The 23,953-nt window shown below is 59.4% G+C and carries 22 protein-coding genes and 1 pseudogene; 11 read left to right on the top strand and 12 right to left on the bottom strand.

Translation table 11 applies throughout. The features are described 5' to 3' along the window. Positions 1–57: 57 nt before the first annotated feature. The 7 genes from D6858_RS06565 to D6858_RS06530 all read right to left on the bottom strand — a co-directional run bounded on the left by D6858_RS06565 (position 58) and on the right by D6858_RS06530 (position 6,522). Entirely contained in the window at positions 58–966 is a 909-nt protein-coding gene (locus tag D6858_RS06565) for a DMT family transporter (RefSeq protein WP_046904103.1), read from the bottom strand. Between the two features lie 640 nt (positions 967–1,606). Beyond that, positions 1,607–1,828 (bottom strand): hypothetical protein, encoded by a 222-nt coding sequence (locus D6858_RS06560; protein ID WP_120108455.1) that lies wholly within the window; start codon positions 1,826–1,828, stop codon positions 1,607–1,609. Positions 1,829–2,628: 800 nt separating this feature from the next. After that, positions 2,629–3,027 (bottom strand): single-stranded DNA-binding protein, encoded by a 399-nt coding sequence (locus D6858_RS06550; RefSeq protein WP_120108453.1) that lies wholly within the window; start codon positions 3,025–3,027, stop codon positions 2,629–2,631. 244 nt (positions 3,028–3,271) lie between these two features. Beyond that, positions 3,272–3,814, bottom strand: coding sequence for a hypothetical protein (locus D6858_RS06545; protein ID WP_120108451.1), 543 nt, complete (start codon positions 3,812–3,814; stop codon positions 3,272–3,274). Beyond that, positions 3,801–4,499: a matrixin family metalloprotease gene (locus D6858_RS06540; protein WP_120108449.1), complete on the bottom strand. Its 699-nt coding sequence runs from the start codon at positions 4,497–4,499 to the stop codon at positions 3,801–3,803. Before D6858_RS06540 ends, D6858_RS06545 begins: the two co-directional genes overlap by 14 nt. Before the next feature lie 15 nt (positions 4,500–4,514). Further along, positions 4,515–5,339, bottom strand: a complete 825-nt coding sequence (locus D6858_RS06535) for a hypothetical protein (RefSeq protein WP_120108446.1) — start codon at positions 5,337–5,339, stop codon at positions 4,515–4,517. 241 nt (positions 5,340–5,580) lie between these two features. Then, complete coding sequence (locus D6858_RS06530; protein WP_120108443.1) at positions 5,581–6,522, bottom strand: site-specific integrase; 942 nt, start codon at positions 6,520–6,522, stop codon at positions 5,581–5,583. Positions 6,523–6,869: 347 nt separating this feature from the next. Here D6858_RS06530 and D6858_RS06525 point away from each other — a divergent pair, with 347 nt between their 5' ends. After that, positions 6,870–7,538, top strand: coding sequence for a DUF6629 family protein (locus D6858_RS06525; RefSeq protein WP_120108441.1), 669 nt, complete (start codon positions 6,870–6,872; stop codon positions 7,536–7,538). Positions 7,539–7,794: 256 nt separating this feature from the next. Here the strand turns inward: D6858_RS06525 and petA are convergent. After that, a pseudogene (gene petA / locus D6858_RS06520) lies at positions 7,795–8,307 on the bottom strand (ubiquinol-cytochrome c reductase iron-sulfur subunit). Positions 8,308–8,412: 105 nt separating this feature from the next. Further along, positions 8,413–9,612, bottom strand: a complete 1,200-nt coding sequence (locus tag D6858_RS06515) for a phosphoglycerate kinase (protein ID WP_120108438.1) — start codon at positions 9,610–9,612, stop codon at positions 8,413–8,415. A 77-nt stretch (positions 9,613–9,689) separates the two neighbouring features. On the opposite strand from D6858_RS06515, the gene D6858_RS06510 reads away from it, so the two are divergent. Then, positions 9,690–10,715, top strand: a complete 1,026-nt coding sequence (locus tag D6858_RS06510; protein ID WP_120108435.1) for a universal stress protein — start codon at positions 9,690–9,692, stop codon at positions 10,713–10,715. Between the two features lie 44 nt (positions 10,716–10,759). On the opposite strand, the gene D6858_RS06505 is transcribed toward D6858_RS06510, so the two are convergent. Next, positions 10,760–11,665, bottom strand: coding sequence for a fructose bisphosphate aldolase (locus tag D6858_RS06505; protein WP_120108432.1), 906 nt, complete (start codon positions 11,663–11,665; stop codon positions 10,760–10,762). Positions 11,666–11,883: 218 nt separating this feature from the next. Further along, positions 11,884–12,663 carry an IS5 family transposase gene (locus D6858_RS06500; RefSeq protein WP_205664912.1) on the bottom strand — a complete coding sequence of 260 codons (780 nt, stop codon included), beginning with the start codon at positions 12,661–12,663 and terminating at the stop codon, positions 11,884–11,886. A gap of 247 nt (positions 12,664–12,910) precedes the next feature. Here D6858_RS06500 and D6858_RS06495 point away from each other — a divergent pair, with 247 nt between their 5' ends. The 5 genes from D6858_RS06495 (at position 12,911) to D6858_RS06475 (ending at position 19,538) form a co-directional block, all read left to right on the top strand. Beyond that, positions 12,911–14,488, top strand: coding sequence for an ABC1 kinase family protein (locus D6858_RS06495; protein WP_205664894.1), 1,578 nt, complete (start codon positions 12,911–12,913; stop codon positions 14,486–14,488). A gap of 70 nt (positions 14,489–14,558) precedes the next feature. Then, positions 14,559–16,373, top strand: coding sequence for a phosphogluconate dehydratase (gene edd / locus D6858_RS06490; protein ID WP_120108427.1), 1,815 nt, complete (start codon positions 14,559–14,561; stop codon positions 16,371–16,373). Positions 16,374–16,445: 72 nt separating this feature from the next. After that, a complete protein-coding gene (locus D6858_RS06485) occupies positions 16,446–18,080 on the top strand; it encodes an alpha-D-glucose phosphate-specific phosphoglucomutase (RefSeq protein ID WP_103022889.1) in 1,635 nt (544 codons plus the stop codon). Between the two features lie 138 nt (positions 18,081–18,218). Beyond that, on the top strand, positions 18,219–18,746 hold the full coding sequence (locus tag D6858_RS06480; protein ID WP_133305252.1) for a hypothetical protein: 528 nt from the start codon (positions 18,219–18,221) through the stop codon (positions 18,744–18,746). A 48-nt stretch (positions 18,747–18,794) separates the two neighbouring features. Continuing rightward, entirely contained in the window at positions 18,795–19,538 is a 744-nt protein-coding gene (locus D6858_RS06475; RefSeq protein WP_420823821.1) for a Bax inhibitor-1/YccA family protein, read from the top strand. 260 nt (positions 19,539–19,798) lie between these two features. Here D6858_RS06475 and D6858_RS06470 read toward each other — a convergent pair whose 3' ends face one another. Then, positions 19,799–21,172, bottom strand: coding sequence for an SAM-dependent methyltransferase (locus D6858_RS06470; protein WP_082134960.1), 1,374 nt, complete (start codon positions 21,170–21,172; stop codon positions 19,799–19,801). 249 nt (positions 21,173–21,421) lie between these two features. Here D6858_RS06470 and D6858_RS06465 point away from each other — a divergent pair, with 249 nt between their 5' ends. The 4 genes from D6858_RS06465 to D6858_RS06450 are packed head-to-tail and all read left to right on the top strand — an operon-like array spanning position 21,422 to position 23,715. Further along, complete coding sequence (locus D6858_RS06465) at positions 21,422–21,703, top strand: DUF2933 domain-containing protein (protein ID WP_224199591.1); 282 nt, start codon at positions 21,422–21,424, stop codon at positions 21,701–21,703. 2 nt (positions 21,704–21,705) lie between these two features. After that, positions 21,706–22,359, top strand: a complete 654-nt coding sequence (locus D6858_RS06460; RefSeq protein WP_046904092.1) for a methyltransferase family protein — start codon at positions 21,706–21,708, stop codon at positions 22,357–22,359. Positions 22,360–22,411: 52 nt separating this feature from the next. Then, complete coding sequence (locus D6858_RS06455; RefSeq protein ID WP_103022885.1) at positions 22,412–23,527, top strand: NAD(P)/FAD-dependent oxidoreductase; 1,116 nt, start codon at positions 22,412–22,414, stop codon at positions 23,525–23,527. Between the two features lie 2 nt (positions 23,528–23,529). After that, positions 23,530–23,715, top strand: coding sequence for a YHS domain-containing protein (locus tag D6858_RS06450; RefSeq protein WP_046904089.1), 186 nt, complete (start codon positions 23,530–23,532; stop codon positions 23,713–23,715). The last annotated feature ends 238 nt before the right edge of the window (positions 23,716–23,953 follow it).

Raw genomic sequence — 23,953 nt, 5'->3', positions numbered from 1 at the left:
ATCGCCCGCCCTTTGCTGCAGCCCATCGCCACCTGATTTTTTCACGAAGAGCATCCCTTATGCGCGCCCGTCCCTCGCTCCTTTCGCTTTCGGCTGAACGTCACTCGATGACTTTATGGTCGTCAGCCATACGCCCGCGGTTGCAATTGCTGTGCCCATGATGATCAGGGGTGTAAGCCTTTCACCGAAGAAGGCAGCGCCGATCGTTAGACCGAAAACGGGCACCAGGAAGCTGAATACATTAGCCTTCGAGAGTTCGATTTTGCCGAGCGTATATTGCCACAGCCAGAATGCGAGGGCTGTACCTGGGATCGCCAACCCAAGCAGGCTCGCGATGAAAACCGGCGACCAGTCGATTTGGCCCTGATCTTCGGTAAGCAAAGCCAGAAACGCGAGCGGGACAGCGCCGATGAGGAGTTGAAGGCCCATGGCGATCGCTGCGTCGGCGCGCCCCGAGAGCTTCTTGATGGCGATGTTGCCCACGGCAACGCCGAAGGCCGCAAGCAGCACATATGCAAAGCCGGTTGAGAGCGCCAGCGGACCTTGGAGAATTCGTGGGCCAGCAATAATGAGGATTCCCGCAAAGCCGAGCCATAACCCGATCCAGCCTTTGGAGGACAGGCGCTCGCGGAGAAACAGAAAGGCGAGACCTGCCGCGATGAGGGGTTGGCCGTTGGCGATGACGGTTGCAAGGCCGGGCGAAACGAACTCCGCAGCGTGGAACATCCCGTAGTAACCCAGCCCCGTCATGCCGAGACCGGCAAGGATGATCCATCCCCAGATGCTTCCATCGCGCGGAAAGGGCTTTCTGAGAATGATACCGACCGCCAGTAACGTGGTGCCTGCAAGAACCGCGCGCAGCACGGCGAAGGTGAGATGGGGCGCGCTGTCGAGACCGACCGTTATGAGCGGATAGCAGGACGCCCAAAGAAGCATCACTAAGATTGCGGAAAGACGCGCTGGCATAGTAGGTTAAGCGATAGCCCTCCATCCCGGTGCCCACAATGGTGGGATGCGCAGGTCCAGCGACGGGATACTCCTGCGCCTTGGCTACCACATGATTGCTCGCCCCTTCGGACTAGCGATGCTTCTGTTACTTCGCGCTTTTTTGCCATCCTATGCAGCTACCGCTGCGTACGGTGTGCCTGTCAAGTTCCCATGTGCGCGGTCGTCTCCAGTAGCCCGTGAGTTCCGTTCAATAATTTGAATTTGTTCTCTTATTTTCGGAGCGGTAGCGGATGGGCCTTTCGAGGACAACGCGAGATTCAGGGCGAAAATCGGCTCCGGGATACCAACTGGCCTTAGTGGACCAAGGATTGGCCGCGCCTGAGCACCCCGCGCGACTTCCATAAGCCGCTCGATTTGCGTCGGAAATTGTATCGACCAGTACCCATCTGAAGCGCTAGCCTTTCGCCAGGACACGGGCAAAAAAGCTCGAACTGCCAAGCTGGCTGAGCCCGTGGTGGGGATCAGATAGCCATCGCCGCCCCACACGTTGATCTGCCAGCGCACAAGGCATTCAATCAGTAGACATGCACCCTTCCTAGGACCTGCGAGCAAGAAAAAAGGGCAGGAGCCGCCGCCGGCCCCCGCCCTTTGCGTGAAGTCAGAACTCGTCGAGCATCGCCCCATGAACGGTGTGCACGACGCGCGCAGCCAAGTGCGCGGGAAGAGCGTTGTAGTCGCCCTCATCCAGCGCAAAGTATCCCAATTCGCGATCCTCGACGATGTGCTGATCGAAGAAGCTGTGCAGTGCCCGACACTCTGCAACGGCCAGCGCGGCAAAGTACCTGTCCGAGGTCAAATGAAGCTGAGCGATTGAAGCCATGATATCCTCCTGAAGTCTGCCGTTGACGGCAGGAGCAGGACGGATGGGCGTGTGGTCGGCGAGTCAGGGATCGCCCTGGGAGGGCGACCGCGAAGCGGCGGTAGGGGAAACGATTTTGTCGGAGCGTAGCGAAGCGAAGGAGAGACAAAATGGTGGGACCCTGCCGTCCTTGACGCGTCGGCCGCACGCCCATCACCATGGAAGAACGTGAGCCAGGCCCCCCTCCCTCCGGTACCGACCTAGATCGCTGCTGATACCTTCTGCGCGACCTCTGCGAGCGTGGCCTGGAGGCGGTTGATCTCTGACAGACTCGTTCCGCTGGGCACGTATCGTGTGATTAAGAATTCGCGTGATCTCGCCATGGCGTGGAGGTGTTCTCGCGTACGCTTTCTCAGCGACAGGCCGAACTCGCAGGCAAGGTCAGCCCGTGCCGCTAGGTTGTGCTGGAGCCCCCGGACCTGCCCTGCGGCATGGCCCGAGTGGAGAAGGAACGCGTTCAGATAGAGTTCGACCGCATGGATCGCGACCATACGAAACGGCGCCCGCGACCGTGGTTCCCTTGGTCGCCCGTTCCGTAAGAGAAGAGATGCCGACAATCTGTACTCATCGGCAACAGCGACCACTTCGACCGCGGTTGCGGTTTCGCCCGGATAACAGGTGTGGGTCTGATCGTTCATGGCGCAACGAATATCAGCAACCTGGGAAAGGAATTCTAAAAGGCTTCGGTCATTCCCGACCCAAAGAAGGAGCCCTGCCGCGCTTGCGGCAGAGCCCCTTCGTCGATCGCCGGTTGATCGATGTCAGTCGATCTCGGGCGCGTCGCGGTTGTCTCCGTCGCCATCCCTGGCGTTGCCGCGCGAGAGGAAGTCGACCTTGTCTGCGAGGATCTCGCAGCCGTAGCGCTTGACGCCTTCTTGGTCTTCCCACTGGGTGTAGTGGAGCCGGCCCTGGACTGAGACGAGCTGGCCCTTGGTGCAGAACTGCCCGACGGTCTTGGAGAGGCCGTTGAAGCAGGTCACCCGGTGGAATTCGCTGTCCTTGGCGGTGTAGCCGTTGTCATCCTTGTAGGTCTTGCCGTCCTTGTCGCGCGCGGGGCGGTCGGTGACGACGGTGATGCCGGTGACGGAGGTTCCGCCCTTGGTCTCGCGGGATTCGGGATCGCGGTCGAGACGGCCGGTCAGGATTACGAGATTGGTCATGTGACTGGTCCTTCGGTGTGCCAAACCGGAAACCATTTCCGGCTTGCGAACATCCAGAAGAAGCAGGGCATGGGAGGACTGCACCGCAGGGCGCGCCCGCGCCCAAGGGAAACGCTTTTGCAAGGGGTGGTGCGGGCAGGCAGCGCAGCTGCCAACACGGCCCGAAGCAAAGGCGTTGCCGGCCTCAGCTAACCTGTATTGGTCAATCGGCCGAGAATAGATAACCGCTAGGGCAACATGAGCCCTATCGCTTAACGGTGAATTGAAAACGCTTCGCTTGGTCAATGCAGGGCGTAGTGCTCACGCAATACGCATCAACAAATATCACATTACTGGCGTTCAATCTTCCCAAAGCCAGCATATGCGCACTGTACGATTGCGTACCGGATGAGTGACCAATCTCTTGAGCACTTCTTGGTTTAATAAGCTCGCGAATGTAATAAATCATCTCTCCGATAGGCTCAACTTGGCGTAGAGCCTGACATTTCTCCCCATCCCGACAAGAGATATCTCCACTTTCGTTGCCAACCCCGACGCGAATAAATGCATCGTTGGTGACCGCCTGTAACCCACGCAGGCTATGTCCACCCCCTTCCTCAATTACTGCGCTTCTAGGTAGAGCAAAATTTAAGCTAGTCCTGTCTTCCAGCTCAATCGTCGCCAAACGGGCATCAGCCAATCCACTGGAGGCGGATGCAACTTGACGGTTGTAGCTACAACCCACCAGAGCGAGCAACATGAATGCCATTGCGGCGGCTCCGGCGATCCTGAGTTTACCTTCGGCCATACAGGTACTCCGCACTTTCGCGATCTGGAGTAGACAGTACCGTTGGCCGAGGACCATCAATTGACCAGCCGTACATAACATCGGATATGGTTTGCGACGTGAGCTTGTGACCTAATCCGACTGCATGCCCCAGCTCATGGGCGACCAATCCTCGAAAATCCTTCATGTTATTAGGTGTGCTCCCACTACCACAATAGGCACTGGTGAGCGTTCCAGGCGCGATCTGAATATCACCATCTTTCAAGTTGTATCGGCCCGCAGCTGAATTATAGGTACCCCAATCAAACTGCGTGGACGCCGCGGCATAGCTGAGCGTTTCACCGACGTTGATGTCTACGGTATCGATGCGGTTCGCGCTTGTTGGAGCCAGATACTCACCCTGCTTCACGCGAGATTCGGTAGTGGTGTATCCTCCCCATACAAACGAAAAACGAAATGTCGAAGAGTTCCATGTATTCAATGCTGCATAAGCGGGACTTTGACACGCGCTTGGAACGCTATCATTGATGGTAAACCGCAATGAGGATGCATCTTGTCGTCCCCAAGTCCATTGGTTTGCAACATCCGGACAATTTTTGTTTGTTGAACTGTACTTGCAGTTATTTGCTTCTACCTCGGACGGCCAAAACGCCGCAGTTCCGACAATGACGCTAGCGGTCAATGCCAAAGATGGGAATATTCGCATGTTCTCTACCTTCAGCTAAATAGCAGATACTGCTTTCGTCGGGACCGGTTGGCCCTCCCCAACGCTAAGCAATCGGTCACCTTCAACCCTGTAGGGTTGAAAAACTTCACCAAAGACCTGACCGGACCTCTGTGGGCGCCTTCCAGCACGCCGAGCAGAGACGTAGTCGTACCTCGCCTGAGACAAAAACAAGAGATATTGCCCTTCGGGATTAGCTGGGCTCGCGCCTGGCGGGGAGTTAGAATACTGCCGGATCGTCACTGTCTGGCCAGGTTGAAGATTGCCCTTCGCAACTTTATCGACGGTGAAGGTTACGGTGAGATTCATACCATCATCCGCATCCTGTGCTGCTGAAATGCTCTCAATAGTCGCCACAACGACGTCTTTGGACAGGGCGAGGTAATCGTCGAAAGTAGGATTTCCCGACACGACGTTCTGGGCGGAAAGGATGGTCGATGTCGCGTCCCCTTGGCTCTTCGGGAGATCCCCCGGTCCGTAGCCGATCGAGAGCAAGAGTTGAGCGATTTCGTCGATAAAGAGATCGGGAATTTCCGCGCTGCGGGTTGCCGTAAGATTGTTCTGAACCAGTTTTCGGGCAGAATTGCGAACCTGAGCCCGCAACGCTTGTTGTTGCGGAGCAATCCCTAGTGTTGCGAACGCCTTCGATCTTTCTTCTTGGATGTCCTCCCAGGTTGCAACGTACGTGTCGGAGCCCGACACGCCGGGGTCTGGAGGAGGTGGAACCTCACTTTGCTGCGCTTTCGAAGCAACCCCAATGGAAGCAATGGCGAACGCGAATACGAAGCTTGCTCTGGCAAGGCGCGCGGCGGAGAATTGCATACATAGTCTCCTCATAGAGAAGACAAATCAGCAATGCAGGTTCAGTTCCTTCAAGTTGCGGGAAAGGCTACCACATGCGAAAGCTTCATGGCCAACCAAAGTAGCGAAACGCCCAGAGCCCGAGGCCGCCGTGGCAGGTGGTGGAGCAGCACTTTTAGTCACATATGGCGACAATCCAAGGCTCATCAAAGCGGGCGCTGATTGAGGCTGTGCTGATGCTGGCGAACTACTTTGAAAATTCTCATCCTGCAAAAAGCTGCCGTTCTAGCTCGGAACCAACAGCATCCACCGCTGTGATGATATGGGCATCATCAAGGTGCGCATAGCGGGCGGTCGTGTCGATAGCCTTGTGACCTAACAGGTTTGCAAGCATCGGCAACGTCTCTGACGAACGGGCGGCGAGGCTGGCGTAATTATGCCTCAGGTCGTGAAGCCTCACGTCGTCGAGACCAGCTTTTCGGCGCAGACCGCGCCAGAACCAATCGACAGCCGAAGCAGGCTGTACCTTGAACGGTAAGACGCGAGTGTGCTTCGGGCCACGCGTGAAGCGATCGAGCACGCTCCTTGCCTGCTCTCCCAGCCACACGATGCGCGGACCTGTCTTCGAGTTTGTCAGTTTCAGCTTTCGGCCCTGCACTTCGCCCCATTTCAGATTGAGAAACTCGCCGCGCCGACAGCCCGTGAGCGCCAGCAGGGATATGACCGCGACTTCAAGGGGTTTCTCCTCGCGAGCGTCAGCCAGTGCCTGCCCAAGCCTTGCCATTTCGTCCTCACTGAGGAAGCGCTCGATCTTGCGGCCCTTGTTTCGCTTAATGCCTCGAAACGGGTTGGAGTGCTCGGACAGATAGGCCTCAACGAAATCGGTCATCGTCGGGGTGGCCTTGACCACTGCGCGTTTGGGCAAACCATCAAGCGCGGCTTCCGCAAGAATGCGGCGGGCCTGCGCCCTTGCCAGCCCCGCCTCAAGCTCGTCGGTCCGGCCAAGGGTGATGCGGCGATGCTTCCCGCGATGGCGTAAGCGAACGAACCAAAAGTAGTTGCCGCTCGGCCTTACGCGCAATCCAAAGCCCGCAAGCTCAGTGTCCCAGATGCAGTATTCGCGTTCGCGCAGCGGCAGTTCTCGGCGGGCAAAATTGCCATCGAGAAGCGCTCTGCGCGCAGACATTCGACGCTTGGGGACCATATGGCATTCGCCCTCATGCAAACTGCCCCCAGAACCCTTGGAAATACTGTCATTTGCGGGGACCGCACGGCATTCAACAGCGCCCTCTCTGCCGAGCACTTTGAGCGTTTCGCGCACTGATTTTATTGCACTTTTTCCCAAAACACAGCAGTGCTACTGCGTACGGTGTGCCGTTTTTTCCCCTGGGCCTTGTAAACCTCGCGGTGCACAAACGTCCGTACTTGCGAGCGAGACCATGGTCGAGCTGAAATCATACTTACAGCGCACGGCAAGCTTGGTACTTGGCCCGTGTGTAATATGGGTGCACGAAGAAATATTCGGGCGTCCAATCAGCGAGGTTAGATTGTATGTGTTTTTCCGCCACAGCGAGTTTCGCCGCCGGCACCGTGCTGTTGGCAACCGGTGCCTTCACAATGCGAATGGCGCGCAACAGCGGCGAGAGACCCTACGCGCTGATTCCGGTTCTGTTTGGCGTCCAGCAATTGATCGAGGGCGCACTTTGGCTGACATTTCCTGACAAGGCGCCGGTGCTGAAGACAGTTCTGACCTATCTCTATTCGATCTTTTCGCATGTTCTGTGGCCGATCTATGTCCCGGTGGCGGTTTATATGCTCGAGAGGGTAGCCTGGCGCCGAAAGGCCCTCATGGCGACGGCGATTGGCGGAACCCTGGTTGGGCTCTACTTGCTCTATTTCCTTATCCGCTTGCCAATCGTCGCGACAGCCGGCGACGGTCATATCGACTACGAATCCCCCCACTTCTACGTTGGCATCGTTATGACACTGTATGTCTTGGGCACCTGTGTCAGCCCGCTGCTATCCAGCCATCGCTGGGTCAACTGGTTTGGGGTCGGAGCAATCGTCTCCTTTCTTGCGGCAGGCGCGTTCTATCTCACTTGGTTCATATCGGTCTGGTGCTTCTTTGCCGCGGCGATGAGCGTGATCGTCCTGATGTTCTTTCTGCGTAGAGACACCGCCGTCTCACCCTCCCCCCCAATGGGCGAGCCGGTGCGCTAGTTTTTAAGAAGGGTGAGCTGGCTGCTATGGTTTCACCGAAGGGGATTGATGCTCAGGGTTTTCAGCCTGGTCCGCGCTCGTCTCGGCACCAGCGCAGGCAGACTGGAGAAAAAGGGGCTACGGACGGTGGGCATTCTCTAAAGGTGTAAGTGCATTGCCTGGCATGCGGGGCACTTTGCATAGTTCCGAAGTTCCCCGATGTCGTCGGTGCATTTCTTGCTCGCATTCGAGGCGGCCCGGCTCACCCCCAAGGTCATCAGCCGATCGAGAGCTTTAGATCGTCGCTGATCACGTATTGCGGAACGACCAAGTTCTTCGGTGCCGGCCCTTTCCGCACGCGTCCGGAGTTGTCGTATATTTACCCGTGGCAGGGACAAAACCATCCCCCATATCTTCCGCGATTTTCACCCACTCCCTGTCCCAACGGAATGCAGCCAAGATGCGTGCAGACGCCCACCACCACAAGCCACTCTGGTCGCTGCACGCGCGCAGCGTCCGTCTCTGGATCGATCAGCCCTGAAGAGGCATCGTCGGCTCTGGCTCGCGCGATCTCTTCAGCTGTGCGCCGCACGATGAATACCGGCTGCTCGCGCCAGCTCACAGTGATACGTTGACCTGGCTCAATCGGTTGCAAATCGACTTCGATCGTAGCTTGTGCAACCACGTCGGCCGATGGGTTCATGCTGTCGATAAGCGGCCAGACGGCTGCTGCGGCACCGGTTCCCGCGAACGCAACGGGCGCGATATGGATAAAATCGCGCCGGCGCACGCCTTCCGTCCCGCCGTCCTTGTCAGCACCGTTGCTCGCCGCAGTCCCGTTTCGACATCTATCCCGCTGGAAGATCGCCGAACCCAGATACCGCTCAAGGCCCAGTCAGGTAAGGACCTGCAGACCGGGAAGCGCGATGTCGGCTACCCACTCGAGAAATGCGCCGCCCCCGGTCGACACGTGGGTCAGATCCGCAGTCAGACCGCTCATGTTGAGGGCTGCAACTGTGTCACCGCCACCGGCAAGCGAAGTCAGCGCCCCCTTTCGCGTCAGCTCGGCGGCCGCTTGGGCGATCGCGAAAGTCGAAGTCTCGAAAGGAGGCATCTCGAATGCACCGAGCGGGCCATTCCAGATGAGAAGCTGCGAGGATCGCAGCACGTCCACAGTTTTCGCAACAGTGCGGGGTCCCAGGTCAAGGATCATCTCATCGGCGGCGACATCTTCGACCAGGACCGTGCGCAGCGAAACGGGATGCGGCGTCAGTTCCCTGGCTACCACGACATCCTCGGGCAGATGGATCTGGCACTTTCCCTGGCTGGCCTTCGTCAGAATTTGCAGCGCTGCATCCTCGAGGTTCCGCTCGGCGAGCGATCTGCCGATTGGCTTGTTCAGCGCGGCAAGAAAGGTGTTCGCCATCGCTCCGCCGATGATGAGGTTATCCACTTTCGTGCTGAGCTGCTCGAGGACGTTGAGCTTGCTCGAGATCTTGGCGCCGCCGATAATCGCGGTGGAAGGGCGCCGCCCGAGCCCGGTCGCCGATTGCAACGCCCCGATCTCGTCTTCCAGGGCGCGGCCCATATAGCTCGGCAGCAGTCTTGCCACTCCCACCGTGGATGCATGCGCCCGGTGTGAGGCCGAGAACGCATCGTTGACATAAAAATCCGCAAGATCGGCCATCGCGCTTGCAAGCTCGGGATCGTTGCTTTCTTCGCCTGCGTAGAAGCGGGTGTTTTCCAGTAAGGCAACATCGCCCGCCTCCAGCTCGGAAACCGCGCGCTGCGCTCCCGGGCCAGTCCAGTCTTCGAGAAAATGAACCTCGTCTCCGAGCAGGGAGCTGTAGGTTTTGGCAACCGGCGCGAGCGAGAATGCCGCGTTCGGTTTTCCTTTGGGACGACCAAGATGCGAGAGCAAAAGGATTACCGCGCCGCGCCTTCTGAGCGCCATCACCGTTGGCAAGCTCGCTCGCAAGCGCGTATCATCACCGACCGCGCCGTCGTTTCCGATTGGTACATTGAAGTCGACCCGGACCAGCGCAATTTGGCCAGCGATTTCGCCCAGATCATCGAGGGTTTGCGGAACCGACATGCGACTATTGCTCCTTGCTGCAGGAATGGGGCGAAGTCGCGGCTCAACCGCGCGCGCTTCCCTCCATTAGGGACGGAATGGCGCGCGAAGGCTTACATAGCAGCAATGAGATAGCGAAAGGCGCCGCCGAAAAGTGTAAGTCGCGCGGGCTTCCGGCGTCCTTTTGGATCAGGTCCAGCAGGGGCGAACGCAAGGCATCTGCCAAGAGTGGCCTGATATGCGTCACTCCAGCGGAGCGCCGGGCGGCTTGCCGAAGCTCGCAAGGTTACAGGAAGGGAATGAGACAAATGAAAACAGTGCTGCTGCACGTCAATCGCGACGCCGGACAGGTCAGCCGCCTGGCTGCGGCGATCGATCTCGTGCGAGATCACAAGGGCCTCCTCATCTGTCTGCAAGCCACAAGCTGGAATTCCTATGTTTTTATCGGTGATCCTTATGGTGCAAGCTATATTTCGCCCGAAGCGTTGCAATCGGTTCGCGATGCGGAAAATGAAGATCGCCAATTGATCGAGAGCCGCCTGGCGCAAGAAGGCGTTGAGTGGGAATGGCGCCGCGTCGAGGGTTCCGCCGGACAGGCGCTGGCTGCGCACGCGACGCTGGCCGATCTGGTGGTCATTAGTCAGCCTGAGCAGAAAGATGCCGTTCTGCCGCGAGCCGCGCCGCTCGCCGCCGATCTTGTCGTTCATATCCAGTCTCCCTCGCTGGTCGTACCGCTCGGCGGAAAGCGGTTCGCGCCTAGGGGGAATGCGATCATTGCGTGGAATGGATCCGCCGAAGCCGGGCATGCCGTTCGCTTGAGCCGATCACTCTTGCGCGATGCTGCTGAGGTCCACATCGTAACCGTTAGCGAGGACAAAGAAGGTTCGTCGCCGGACGAACTTGCGCAATATCTTGCACGACACGGCATCGAAGCGCAGGCCCGGCGGCAACCCGCCGATGATGCATCGATCGCTGAAGCGTTGGTGGCTGCGGCGAACGATCTTGGAGCGGCTTACATCGTGCTTGGTGCCTATGGGCACTCGCGTATCCGGGAAACGATACTCGGTGGGGTAACCCAGGAGATGATCCTGCAAAGCCCGATTCCAATGATTCTCGCGCATTAGATTGGAATAGGCAGAACGGACATGGGACCTGGTCGACCGGCAATTTATCGATCGGCCAAACGCTTGACTGTCGAAGCCCGGTAGATGCGCTCGACGGCGCGCCCGAGCACATCGTTGAATTCCTGATCTTGCATGTGCGCCCGCAAATCCTGCAGCAAAGCCCGGCTGAAGCTCGCGATCATGCCGCGGTTTCTTTCGAGCGCGGCGCAAGCGGCATCCTGGGAGAGCCCACCCGAAAGGGCGAGCACCCGCGCGCAACTGGGATGGGCAACGAGGGGCGCGTAAAGCCCGTCCGAAACCGGCAGCGAGAGTTTCAGGACCACACGGCGGCCATAGCCTTGCCCATCGAGCGCATTGCCGAGTTCGGCCAGAAGGATTCTCTCGCACTCGTCGCGCGTTGCACTTGCGATATTCACTTCCGGTTCGATAATCGGCACAAGTCGCTGGTCGAGGACATGGTTGGCCAGCTCGAATTGCTGGCGCACGACATCGCCGATCCCCCGGTGCGATGCGACGTTGATCACTGAACGCATCTTGGTACCAAGAACGGCCCTAGAGCGCGCACGGGACAGCAGGCTTTCAAGATCCGGCATGGGCTTCATGAGCTGGACGCCGCCCGTATCTTTCTCCAACCCTTGGTCGATCTTGACGAAGGACACGATCCCCCGCCGCCAGAGAAACTCTGGCACCGGTACGGTGTCAATCTGCGCATCCATGGTCCGCTCGAAGAGAATAGCGCCGAGCACCCTTCGCCCATCGATGCATGGGGCTTTCATGATCCGCACGCGAAGTTCATGGATAAGCGCGAACATCTCGTCCTCTCCGGAATACCGGTCCGCGCCGATGCCGAAGGCCTGAAGGGCAGCAGGTGTCGAGCCGCCGGACTGGTCGAGGGCCGCTACAAAACCGGCACCACCCACAAGCTGCGCCATCATTTCCGCATATTTCATGGGGTCTCCCCGGCTCCAGTCTATGCAAACGCGACCGATCGACGCGGCCGCGAATAATATCGTCAATGCGTAGAGAATGGACGCCTTTGGCAGCGCTTGATTACAAACGCCGCTACCGGCGAGCAGACCTTGGGCGGCAATACCCCTCGGTCAGTGTAGCAACTTCGCCGCGCGGGTTCTCCTTCTCAGAGTCTGACTCGAAACTATCTGGCGTAAGTTCATAGGCTTGCCAGTCTGCGAGTGAGCATCTGCACGGCCGCGGTGAAGAGCCAGCACCGGGCTGATGCTATGGTGGTTTCGAAGTCTTTAGCGAGGCGGCGGTTTCTGCCCAGCCAGGCGAAGGTTCTCTCGACGACCCAGCGCCGAGGCAGGACCTCGAAGCCTTTTGCCTTGTCGGATCGCTTGATGATCTCAATGGTCCATTGTCCGAGACGGGCGATGCCGCGCTTCAGTTTCGGTCCTGCATAACCGCCATCGGCGAAGAGATGCCGTAGCCACGGGAAGGATGTAACAATCTCGGCCAGCACCAGCGGAGCACCATCGCGGTCCTGGATGTCGGCAGTGTGGATCATGCCATGAACCAGATTGCCGTCGGTATCGGTGATGATGTGGCGCTTGCGCCCCTTGATCTTCTTGCCTGCGTCATAGCCGCACGGACCGCCGCTTTCAGTGGTTTTGACAGACTGGCTGTCGATCACTCCTGCACTGGGCGATGCCTCCCGGCCTTGCGCAGTGCGAAGGTCTTGCAACAGGTAATGGTTGATCAGTTCCCACAGACCCGCATCGCGCCACTGGTAGAACCAGCGCTGAACTGTCGAGACTGGTGGAAAGCAGGGCGGCAACATCCTCCACGGCAGGCCACCACGCAAAAGGTAGAGGATCGCCTCCACCACGCGCCGCATCGGCCATTTGCGCGGACGACCAGTATCGGACGGTGCGGGGAAGAAGGGCTCCAGAAGCGCCCATTCCGTATCCGTCAAATCGCTTGGCAAAGCCAGCCCCTAGCGCGCATACTGCGAACGGGTGGTATCGGTCCACATCACTGATCTCCAGAAGTTCTTCGCAAAACTCCTGAATCAGCCCTGGATTTGGCCGTCAAGCTAACTCGCTGATATCACCCAACTTAGTTTCGGGTCAGGCTCTCAGGCCAGCCCCGCACAGTAATCCACCCGCATTTCGAGCGTCCAATCATGGTGAGGACACAAGAGGTCAGAGCGGGCTATGATAATCCGGGGAATTCAGATCATGTGGACAGCAACCCGGCTCCTGCTGGATGTGCTGAGCGCAATGATGCTGAATCGGATGGGGTTCGGTCGGCGCATGACCACGCTTCCGCAAAGGACCACGCGGCGTCTCGAAAATCTCGGCCCGACCTTCACCAAGCTCGGTCAGGCGCTGAGCGAGCGCCGCGATATCCTCGATGCGAACTGGGCCGCGAGCCTCTCGAACCTGCAAAGCAAGGCCGCTCCTTTCCCTGCCGATGCAGCGGTAGGGATCATCGAGCAGTCATTGGCCGCGAACACGGCAACGGCCTTTGCCGGCTTTGAACGCGAGCCTCTGGCCGCAGGGTCGGTAGCACAGGTCCACGCCGCAAAGCTGCATGACGGACGCGAGGTGGTCGTCAAGGTCCTCCGGCCCGGAGTGGGCGAGCAAATTGCGCGAGATATGCGCATCCTGCTCGTATTGGTGCGCCTGTTTCAGCACGTCATACCTGCACTGAGACGCCACCGCGCGGCGGCCCTGGCGAAGGAGCTTTCGCACAATCTGAAAAGGGAAACCGATTTGCGGCAGGAAGCGCGCAACATCCGCCTGTTCGCCCGCGCTTTCGCTGATTCTGAGACGGTTTACATTCCCGATGTCGTCGACGAGATGTCGGACGCCTCAGTCATTACGCAGGAGCGCAGCATGGGCACCCCGCTGGATGAGCGCGAGGCCATCGAGCGCGGCAATACGCTCACCGAGACTTTCATCGATTTCTATCTGCAACAGTTTTTCGTTCTTGGTGCCTTTCATGCCGACCCGCATCCGGGAAATTTGCTGATCATGTCGGACGGGCGTCTGTGCGTGCACGATTTCGGAGCTGTCGGCAGGCTCGACATTGGCACCCGCGAGGCTCTGCTCGGTTTTGTGGCAGCGTTCATTTACCTCGATTCCGAATGGCTCACCGATGCGGCGATCGACCTCGGTCTCCTTTCGGTCACTGCCGACCGCGCGGCACTTACCCGCGGCGTGGACGGTATCCTGGCGGAGCTGCAGGGCGCCGCCATGTCGGAATGGTCTCTTGCCAAGACCATGCTCGATATCGGACGGTTGTCGGGGTACAGGACACTCAGCTTGCCGCCGCATCTGGCCGCCCTGGTCCGTACTGTGTTCACGGCAGAAAGCACCCTGCGCAAGCTCAACCCCGAGGCGGACCTGCTGCTTGTATTGCAGGCGACCGGAAACCGATTTCTCGCTAATCGGCGCAGCGCCGTGATCGGCAATCTCCATACTCCCCGGCTCGAATGGGAAATCGCCCGATTTGTCCGGCGGGCACCCACAATCGGCGCCGGGTGGCTACAAAGGGTTCCCGCCGGGGCGGCGGGGCATCCGATCGGATCTCTCGCCCCTGGAAGCGGGCTTGACCATGCTGTCAGGCAAGTCGCCTTGGCAATTGCCGCGCTCGGCAGCTACCTCGCCTCGGCAGCGTTGATGCTGGCCGATCGGGGTCCGCGCGTGCTCGGCGATATTCCTCTTCCGGCAGCCATCATCCTTGCAGCGGCCCTCCTGCTGACCATTCAAATCCTCATCCAATCGCACCGTCAAAGCGAGCAACAACAATGAGGGAAATGCACAGTCAGGCAGCGCGCGCCACGGCTCATGGCATTTCCCAAACGTCCCGGAGGGACCGCGCATGAACCCTGTCGTCGAAGCCGTTACTGCCCGTATTGCCAACCGTTCGAAGCGGCGACGCGACGCCTATCTCGCCTTCATTGACCGTCAGCGGGATGCCGGCCCGCGACGAAGCGCGCTTTCGTGCAGCAATCTGGCGCACGCATTTGCCGCATCGGGCGAGGACAAGCAGACCATCGCGGGCGCCCATGCGATCAATATCGGAGTGGTCACCGCCTATAACGATATGCTCTCGGCGCATGCGCCCTATTATCGATATCCCGAGCAAATCAAGATCTTCGCCCGCGAGGTCGGCGCGACAGCGCAGATTGCGGGCGGCGCACCGGCGATGTGCGACGGCGTCACCCAGGGCCAGGACGGCATGGAGCTCTCGCTGTTCAGCCGCGATACAATCGCGCTCGCCACCGCGGTAGGGCTCAGTCACGCGATGTTCGAAGGCGCGCTCCTCCTCGGCATTTGCGACAAGATCGTGCCTGGCTTGTTGATCGGAATGCTCCGTTTCGGACATCTGCCTGCGATCCTCGTGCCCGCCGGGCCGATGCCGTCAGGACTGCCAAACCGCGAAAAGGCGCGCATTCGCCAGCTCTTCGCCGAAGGAAAGATCGGGCATGACGAACTGCTCGAAGCCGAGAGCGCCTCCTATCATGCCCCTGGCACCTGCACATTTTACGGCACCGCCAATTCCAACCAGATGATGATGGAGGTGATGGGCCTCCACGTGCCGGGCGCTGCGTTTGTCAATCCCGGCACGAAGCTGCGGCAGCAACTTACGCGCGCTGCAGTGCACAGGATTACCGAGATCGGATCTGAGGGCCAGGATTACCGTCCGCTAGCGCATTGCATCGACGAAAAGGCGATCGTCAATGCTGCCGTGGGTCTGCTCGCAACCGGCGGCTCGACCAACCACACCATTCATCTGCCGGCCATCGCCCGTGCCGCTGGCCTGGAGATCGACTGGAGCGATTTTGAGGAGTTGGGCACGGTCGTTCCGCTCGTGGCCCGGATTTATCCGAATGGCGGTGCCGATGTGAACGACTTCCAAGCGGCAGGCGGAATGGCCTTTGTCATTCGCGAACTCCTCGAGGCAGGTTTGCTTCACCAAGATGTCCTGACAGTCTGGAAAGGCGATCTTGGCGCCTATGCAATGCAGCCGGCATTAGATGGCGATGAACTTGTATGGCGCAGCGGTGAAACAATAAGCCGCGACGAAAGCATTTTGAGAACCGCTCAGGCACCGTTTTCGCTCGATGGCGGGATAAGGCTCCTCACCGGCAATCTCGGTCGCTGTGTCATGAAGACGAGCGCGGTCGCCCCCGAACGCTGGACAATCGAGGCGCCGGCGCGGATTTTTCCGGACCAGGATGACGTGCTACGCGCATTCGAGGCGGGGGAGATCGACCGCAACATGGTGATCGTCGTGCGTTTTCAAGGGCCGCGCGCGAACGGGATGCCCGAACTGCATAAGCTCATGCCGGCTTTGGGCGTCCTTCAGGACCGCGGGCTCAGCATCGGGCTTGTCACGGACGGCCGTATGTCAGGGGCTTCGGGCAAGGTGCCCGCGGCGATCCATGTCTGGCCCGAAGCGCATGCTGGTGGTCCGCTCGCGCGCTTGCGCGACGGCGACGTGGTGCGGCTGTCTGCGGATAACGGCGTGGTCGAAGCCCTGGTGAGCGAGAAAGAATGGAACCAACGCGAATGTGCTCTGCCGCCGCCGGAAGAACAAGGGCTGGGCCGTGAGCTCTTTGCGATGATGCGCCAGCACGCCGACGAGGCCGAAAAAGGCGCGTCAGCAATGCTGGCACTGGCGGGGCTTTAGCGCGGTGAATGCGAGCACTCCAGGAAAGCGCTCGTCCGCTCTAGGTTCAACGCCGCTTTACAAGGATCGCAGATGAACGTCCTGACCATGCCCGCGCGCCCCTACGATGATCAACGTCCAGGCACTTCGGGGCTCCGAAAACCGGTGGCTATATTCAGGCAGCCGCATTATCTCGAGAACTACCTGCAGGCGATTTTTGAGACGGTCGGCGGAGGCGCGAACCGGACGCTTGTCATCGGCGGAGACGGCCGCTTCTTCAATCGCGAGGCTATCCAGACAGCCAGCAGGATGGCGGCCGCGAATGGCTACAAGCATCTCGTCGTTGGCCGAGCAGGCCTGCTGTCCACGCCGGCAGCTTCCCATCTTATCCGAAAGCGCGGTGCAAGTGGCGGTTTGATCTTCTCGGCCAGCCATAATCCCGGTGGACCCGAAGGTGATTTCGGGATCAAATACAACTCCGCGAACGGAGGGCCTGCCTCGGAAACTCTGTCGCGGGCCATCTACGCGCGTAGCAAACGGATAGTCGCCTATCGCTTGGTGGACGAGCCCGACATCGACATCGATCGATTGGGTAAGGTCTCGCTTGGCGAGACCGAGGTCGAGGTGGTGGATCCGGTGTCGGACTACGCGGAACTTATGGAGACGCTGTTCGATTTCGAGCGCCTCGCCGAATTGCTGACGAGCACCAGTTTCAAAATGCGGTTCGACGCGATGCACGCGATCACCGGACCTTATGCGCGAGCAATCCTCGAGGAGCGCCTCGGGGCGCCGGTCGGAACCGTCATCAATGGAAAGCCCTTGCCGGATTTTGGCGGGGCGAAACCGGACCCAAATCTTGGGCGGAGCCGGAACCTGGTCGACTTCATGTTCGGGCAGGACGCCGTGAATTTTGCTGCCGCCTCGGATGGCGACGGGGATCGCAACATGATCCTGGGTCGCAAAATGTTCGTGACGCCAAGCGACAGTCTCGCCGTGCTGGCGGCAAATGCGCATGTCGTCCCGGGCTACAGCGGCGGTCTCGCCGGCGTCGCGCGCTCCATGCCGACGAGCCGCGCGCTCGACCGTGTCGCGCAAGAGCTCGGCGTTCCCTGTTTCGAAACGCCGACCGGGTGGAAGTTTTTCGGCAATCTGCTCGACGCCGGCAGGATCACGCTGTGCGGCGAAGAAAGTTTCGGGGCCGGGTCCGACCATGTCCGGGAAAAGGACGGCCTGTGGGCGGTGTTGTTCTGGCTCACGATCATCGCCGTTCGCGGCATGCCTGTACACCGCATCATTAAGGATCATTGGGATCGCTACGGGCGTCATTTCTATGCGCGGCACGACTATGAAGCTGTGGACGCCGCCGCGGCGAACTCGCTGATGGACGCCTTGCGCGATCAGGTCGGCGACATGGCTGGCAAGCGGCTCGCCGGGTCGATCGTCAGCATGGCCGACGATTTCAGCTATACCGATCCGGTCGACCGCAGCGTGGCCGAACGCCAGGGCATCAGGGTCCTGCTCGAAGACGGCTCTCGCATCGTCTACCGCCTCTCCGGCACGGGAACGGGGGGTGCGACATTGCGGATTTATCTGGAGCGGTATGAGGCCCGTGCGTGGTTGCACGATAAAGACGCCCGAAAAGTACTGAACGACCTTTCGTTTGCCGCAGGCAGTCTGGCCGAAATTCCGGCACGCCTCGGGCGCGAACGTCCATCGCTTGTAACATGAGACCCAAGCGCGTCTTGGCGCAGGCGGGCAAGAGCGATACCGCGTTTTCCGGACCCCGCAGTCCCGATGCCGCTCGCCCGCGCGATGTAATTTCCGTCCTCCCCATGCGCCTTACCTTTCACGCAAATGGAGCCCGATATGATTTCGAAACACATTCGGTCAGCAATCGCGCTGGTTGCAGCGGCAGGTATGTTCGCAGCGGTCATGGCGCCGACCAACAGTCACGCAGGGGTGGTCGATGGTGTCAGGACCGCGGACGGGTTAATGATGTATCTGGGCGTGGTGCCTGCCGCGACAGTGCGCGGCCACGCCAAGAGCCACCCCGAAGCGAGGATGCACGGCGGCGTGCCCGCCGGTTCGCACAGCATGCATATCGTTGCGGCCGTTTTCGACGAGGCTTCCGGCGCCCGGATAACCGATGCGAAGGTCAGGGCGCATATCACCGAGCCCGGCGGTTTGCAGCGAACGATCCGTCTGGAACCCATGACCGTCGCCGGCGCGCTCACATTCGGTGGTTTCACGACATTCCAACGCGGCATCAAATACCGGATCGGGATCGAGGTCGAACGCCCCCCGCATATGCAATCCTCCCCGTCCAAGAATACGCCGCCAAGAATGCACCGGGTCCCCGCCGTCACGGCGCACTTTGCCTATACCCACGACTAACGATCGGGCCGCGAGGTGCCGATCCGCGCAAGAAAGGGAATTCTACTTATGGAAGACCACCGATCCACGACAAGCTTTGATCGCGCCTCTATCCCTCAATCGGTTCCCTCGGGGACGTTTGACGCGGGGCTGCGATCATACATGCTCGGCGTCTATAATTACATGACGAGCGGATTGCTTCTTACCGGTATCGTCGCACTTTGGGTCGCGAATACCGCCAGCATTCGCGAGATCTTCTTTTCCGCTACCGGCGCGCCAACGGTGCTGGGCTGGATCGCCATCTTTGCACCCCTGGCCATTGTCTTTGCCTTGGGATTTGGGATCAATCGTTTCTCGGAAAGGACCGCGAAAACGCTGTTCTGGAGCTATGCGGCACTCATGGGCGTGTCGCTATCGACCGTATTCCTCGCCTATACCGGGGTGAGCATCGCCCGGACCTTTTTCGCCGCCGCCTCTGCCTTTGGCGGCCTGAGCCTGTGGGGATATACAACCAAGAAAGATCTATCGGCCTGGGGCGCCTTTTTGATCATGGGGGTTGTCGGCCTGCTCGTTGCCCTGGTCGTCAATATGTTCCTCCAATCCTCGACAATGGACCTGATTGTCAGCGGTCTGGGCGTGCTTATCTTCGCGGGCCTGACTGCCTATGACACGCAGAAGATCAGAAACATCTATTTCCAGGTCGGGCAGACCGAGTTTCGCGGCAAGGCCATCGTACTGGGCGCCCTGACGCTCTATCTCGATTTCATCAATCTGTTCCTGTTCCTGCTTCGCCTGATGGGAGAGCGCCGCTGAGGCAATCTGCCGCGGCTCGTGCGAGCAGTTCAAATGCCAGAACAGGCACGGCACGGATGGGCGCGATCCGAAGCGTGGGTTCGTTTCGAACCGTTGGCTCGGCGATACTACGCAGACGGGTCGTACAAATGCTTTCGATCAGCAATTAATTTCGCATCGCTGGCAGCACCGCAGATGCTGTGCTTCGCAACCGCTTGCGAATTGCACCCTCACAAGCGGCTCGACTCTTACCGGACGTGCCTTTGTTCTGCCGTTCAACCTCAGCTGGTCGACGAACCATCGTAGCGCATCGGTGGAACCCCTTCGGAGTTCGACGTCCCAAGCAAACGCGAGCGAGCTGAGCAGCTGCAGCGCAAATGGTTCCCGCCTGCATCGCGCGGCACGGCGCTTTGATCGCGTGGGGCGTAGAGATATTCACGCGTCAGCGGGACCGCGTCCCGCTTGTGCGCAAGCTGGAGCTGGAAAACCATAAGATTGCCATTGCGAAACATCATTTCGCAGGCGGCGAGATAATACTCCCACATCCGGCAGAAGCGCTCGTCGAAGAGTTCGAGCGCCTTTTCGCGGCGCGATTGAAAGCGCTCGTACCAATGCGCCAGCGTTTCCGCATAGTGCAGCCTCAGGATCTCGATATCGGTAACCCACAGGCCCATGCGCTCGACGACGGACAGGGTCTCTGACAGCGACGGGATGTAGCCGCCGGGAAAGATGTACTTGTCGACCCAGGGATCCTTTCCGCCCGGGGGAGCCATTCTCCCGATCGAGTGGACGACGGCGACCCCATCCGGAGCAAGATGCTCTTCGATGGCTCTGAAAAAGGACCCGTAGCTGGCAGGGCCGACATGTTCGAACATCCCGACGGAAACGATACGGTCGAATTCACCCTGAAGGTCGCGGTAGTCGCAGAAATCGAACCGCGCCTCTTCTGCAAACCCAGCCTCCTCGGCGCGCTGGCGCGCCAGCGTCAGTTGCTCTTGCGAAAGGCTGATGCCTAACACTTCGGCCGCGCCCTGCTTTGCCAATTCGATCGCGAGGCCGCCCCAGCCACAGCCAATGTCAAGGACGCTCATGCCTTCACCTACCATCAGCTTTTGACCAATATGGGAGCGCTTTGCGGCTTGAGCGTCCTCTAGCGAGGAACAACCTTCGCAAAAATAGGCACACGAGTATTGCCAGTCTTCGTCGAGGAAGAGTGCATAGAACTCGTTCGAAAGGTCGTAATGACGCGCGACGTTTCTGGCCGCTTTACGGCGCCGGTTGCCTGTGAGACGGGTGGCTATGCGCGCGAGCGGTGCGCGGAGGCGTTCGATCGGCAATTCATCAAGTCCGTCGAGCCCGGAAGTAACAATTGCAAGGAGATCGCGAATGGATCCGCCCTCCACAGTGAGGGACCCATCCATATAGGCCTCGCCGAGCGCAAGCGAGGGGCGCGAGAGAAGCTTGAACGGCAGCGCAGCGCTATGAAGCTTGATCGCAACCGAGGGTCCTGGTGCACCCGAATCGATGACCAGTCGCGTCGCGTGAGCACCGATGACTGTAAGTCGACCAGCCTTCACGACGGCGCGCAAGGCCGGCTTCAATGCACGCAGACCAAGTTCGTGACGCGCTGATTTTCCTCGTTGTCTCTGGGTCATACCGCCTCTCAGGTCTTGAATGATTGTGTTCCCAAAGACGAGCGGTCGGTGATCAACTTACACTTCCAAGTCCGGCGTGGGTGGTTTCGGGCACCACAAGAAAGCCTCCCTGTAAGAACGCGGCCGCCTCTGCGTCTACTTCTTGAAGCGCCGCCAAACGAGGCGCGGCGCTGCGATTGAGGAATAACTATGCGAAAGGGGACAAGTGGTCCGGATCGGCCATTTTTTGGAACGCGCGCGGGAATAACGGTGATCGTGTTTCTTCTCGCCGCCGGGTTTCTGCTGCTGTTCGAGCATCAGGCCCATATCCCCGGCGACTATTATCTGCTCGGATTGATCCTGGCGTTTTGCGTGGGCATCCACCTCTTCATGCACGGTGGGCATGGCGGACACGGCGGGCATGGCCAGGCCGATACACCACCTTCCGGGCACCATGGCGCACATGACCAGACAACCGATAGCGCGTCCAAGAAAACTGCCTCCCGCTATGCGGCTAATGACCGGCCGGGCAACGAAAGAGGAGTGCGCTGACGATGCACGATTCCGCATACGGACTTTGGATATTGGTCGCCTTCAACTCGGCGATCTTCATTCTTTTTGCGTTCAGCTTTTTCAAGCCGAAATCGGGCCGCGATTGGCGCTCCTTTGGGGCGTTCAGCGCCTTTCTCGTGGCGCTTTTCACCGAGATGTACGGCTTCCCGCTTACCATCTACTTCCTGTCCGGATGGCTGCAGAGCAATTATCCGTCGGTTGACTGGTTCGCGCACGATTCCGGTCATTTGCTCGAAATGCTGTTTGGCTGGCGCGGCAATCCGCATTTCGGTCCGTTCCACCTCCTCAGTTTTGGATTGATCGGAGGTGGTTTCATCCTTTTGTCGGCCGCGTGGCGCGTGCTCTATCAGGCACAGAAGGGGGGGGCACTTGCAACCGAAGGACCTTATGCTCGCATCCGCCACCCGCAATATGTCGGTTTCGTCCTCATCATGCTGGGCTTTCTGGTTCAGTGGCCGACCATACTTACGCTGGCCATGTTCCCGATCCTCCTCCTCATGTACTGGCGGCTGTCGCTGCGGGAGGAGCGAGAGGCACTCGCCGAGTTCGGCGAACGCTATCGTCAGTACGCAGCACGCGTTCCCCGGTTTTTCCCGAAGTTTCGCACGCTCGTCTCCGCCAAGCCAGGGAGGTGACAATAACTTGCTCCATTCCTGCCGGGGCGCGGTTCGCGACTGACCTGACCTAATGAGCGCAGCCGTTACAGTGGTCGGCGCAGGTCCGGCGGGTCTCGCCGCGGCGATCGTGCTCGCCAAAGGCGGAAGGGATGTCGAGCTTCACGAATGGCACCGCCACGTCGGGGCGCGGTTTCACGGCGATTTCCAGGGCCTTGAAAACTGGAGCTGCGACGAGGATACGCTGTGCGAACTCCAAAGCTGGGGGATCGATATCAACTTCCTGGCCCATCCAGTCCGGACAGGCACGGGTTTCGATGCGCGCGGACGGCGGCACGAGATTTCAGCGCGCCGCCCACTCTATTATCTCGTTGAGCGCGGCGGATCGGTGCAAAGCCTCGAGTATGGGCTCCTCAAGCAGGCAGAGGCGCTTGGTGTGCGGGTCCATTTCGGGAGTCGCGTTCGCGAAACCGAGGGAGAAACGATCCTCGCCGGGGGACCGCGCAAAGCCGATATTATCGCCTCGGGATATGTATTCGAAACCGAGTGTGAAGATGGAGCTTACATTGCCTTCGACGACCGTTTGGCACCGCGAGGCTATGCCTATCTCCTCGTCCATCAAGGCCGCGGGACTATCGCAGCGTGTCTTTTTAGCGGCTTCAAACGGCAACAGGAATTTGTCGAGCGAACCTGTGATTTCTTCCGGGAGAAAGTCGGGCTCGTGATGCGTAACGAACAAGCCTTCGGCGGTTATGGAAATCTGCGACTCCCAAGAAGCGCAGTCCAGGGGCGCCATCCGGTTGCGGGCGAGCATGCTGGTTTCCAAGATGCCCTTGCGGGGTTTGGTTTACGCTATTCAATCACTTCGGGCGCGCTCGCTGCACAAAGCATCCTCGAAAATCGAAGCTATGAGCAATTGTGGCGCCGTTTGCTTTTACCGAGAATGAAGGCGGGCATCGTCAATCGTTTTGTCTTCAACAGCATCGGAACGACAGGACGCCATTGGGTGACAGCGAAACTGATGCAAGCCAATACGGGAGAGAGGCTGCACAAGCTGTATGCGGCATCATCTCTCCACGCTATGCTCTTCCCCGCTGCAGAACGTCGCCTGCGCAGGGGCTTACATGACCCAAGTTGCGACCATCAGGACTGCACATGCGTGTGGTGCGAACATGGAACGGCGTTCTGACGATGCAGGTGACCGATCCAGTATGCCAGCGTAGCATTCCGCTAGAGACCGTCGAGGCCCACCGCGAATTTTTGGGATGGTCTTATTTCTTCTGCTCGGCTCAGTGCGTGCGGCGCTTCGATCAGCGCCCCGAGAAATACATTGATCGGCAGCAAGGCGGGCCGCCGGCGCACATTGCGCAGCCCTGACAGGGCAGAGCCTCTTCGCTTGGAGGCGAATGCGCATCGACCCTTGCGCGCAGTCTGGTGAGCAAGATGCCCCGCCGGGCCAGAGCCTCCACCGATCGATAATCCCGGTTCGATCTTGGAACGCGAGACCGCACGCGAACCAATGGTGCGGGTGTAATTGATCAGTGCCGCTCGCGTCCAAGTATATGTCGGCCTTCCCCGATCGGCCGGCTTTCGAGAAGAAGTCTCGCTGCCCTGC

The sequence above is a fragment of the Tsuneonella suprasediminis genome (assembly GCF_003605755.1).
In the GTDB taxonomy this organism is placed as follows: Bacteria; Pseudomonadota; Alphaproteobacteria; order Sphingomonadales; family Sphingomonadaceae; genus Tsuneonella; species Tsuneonella suprasediminis.
The sequence above is the reverse complement of the archived record's forward strand: the minus strand, read 5'-3'. Positions and strand labels throughout refer to the sequence as shown.

Bases quoted from the DNA above. Each gene is read 5' to 3' on its own strand.
- D6858_RS06565 (WP_046904103.1), bottom strand. From the start codon at position 966: ATGCCAGCGCGTCTTTCCGCAATCTTAGTGATGCTTCTTTGGGCGTCC.
- D6858_RS06560 (WP_120108455.1), bottom strand. From the start codon at position 1,828: ATGGCTTCAATCGCTCAGCTTCATTTGACCTCGGACAGGTACTTTGCC.
- D6858_RS06550 (WP_120108453.1), bottom strand. From the start codon at position 3,027: ATGACCAATCTCGTAATCCTGACCGGCCGTCTCGACCGCGATCCCGAA.
- D6858_RS06545 (WP_120108451.1), bottom strand. From the start codon at position 3,814: ATGGCCGAAGGTAAACTCAGGATCGCCGGAGCCGCCGCAATGGCATTC.
- D6858_RS06540 (WP_120108449.1), bottom strand. From the start codon at position 4,499: ATGCGAATATTCCCATCTTTGGCATTGACCGCTAGCGTCATTGTCGGA.
- D6858_RS06535 (WP_120108446.1), bottom strand. From the start codon at position 5,339: ATGCAATTCTCCGCCGCGCGCCTTGCCAGAGCAAGCTTCGTATTCGCG.
- D6858_RS06530 (WP_120108443.1), bottom strand. From the start codon at position 6,522: ATGGTCCCCAAGCGTCGAATGTCTGCGCGCAGAGCGCTTCTCGATGGC.
- D6858_RS06525 (WP_120108441.1), top strand. From the start codon at position 6,870: ATGTGTTTTTCCGCCACAGCGAGTTTCGCCGCCGGCACCGTGCTGTTG.
- D6858_RS06515 (WP_120108438.1), bottom strand. From the start codon at position 9,612: ATGTCGGTTCCGCAAACCCTCGATGATCTGGGCGAAATCGCTGGCCAA.
- D6858_RS06510 (WP_120108435.1), top strand. From the start codon at position 9,690: ATGGCGCGCGAAGGCTTACATAGCAGCAATGAGATAGCGAAAGGCGCC.
- D6858_RS06505 (WP_120108432.1), bottom strand. From the start codon at position 11,665: ATGAAATATGCGGAAATGATGGCGCAGCTTGTGGGTGGTGCCGGTTTT.
- D6858_RS06495 (WP_205664894.1), top strand. From the start codon at position 12,911: ATGTGGACAGCAACCCGGCTCCTGCTGGATGTGCTGAGCGCAATGATG.
- edd (WP_120108427.1), top strand. From the start codon at position 14,559: ATGAACCCTGTCGTCGAAGCCGTTACTGCCCGTATTGCCAACCGTTCG.
- D6858_RS06485 (WP_103022889.1), top strand. From the start codon at position 16,446: ATGAACGTCCTGACCATGCCCGCGCGCCCCTACGATGATCAACGTCCA.
- D6858_RS06480 (WP_133305252.1), top strand. From the start codon at position 18,219: ATGATTTCGAAACACATTCGGTCAGCAATCGCGCTGGTTGCAGCGGCA.
- D6858_RS06475 (WP_420823821.1), top strand. From the start codon at position 18,795: ATGGAAGACCACCGATCCACGACAAGCTTTGATCGCGCCTCTATCCCT.
- D6858_RS06470 (WP_082134960.1), bottom strand. From the start codon at position 21,172: ATGACCCAGAGACAACGAGGAAAATCAGCGCGTCACGAACTTGGTCTG.
- D6858_RS06460 (WP_046904092.1), top strand. From the start codon at position 21,706: ATGCACGATTCCGCATACGGACTTTGGATATTGGTCGCCTTCAACTCG.
- D6858_RS06455 (WP_103022885.1), top strand. From the start codon at position 22,412: ATGAGCGCAGCCGTTACAGTGGTCGGCGCAGGTCCGGCGGGTCTCGCC.
- D6858_RS06450 (WP_046904089.1), top strand. From the start codon at position 23,530: ATGCAGGTGACCGATCCAGTATGCCAGCGTAGCATTCCGCTAGAGACC.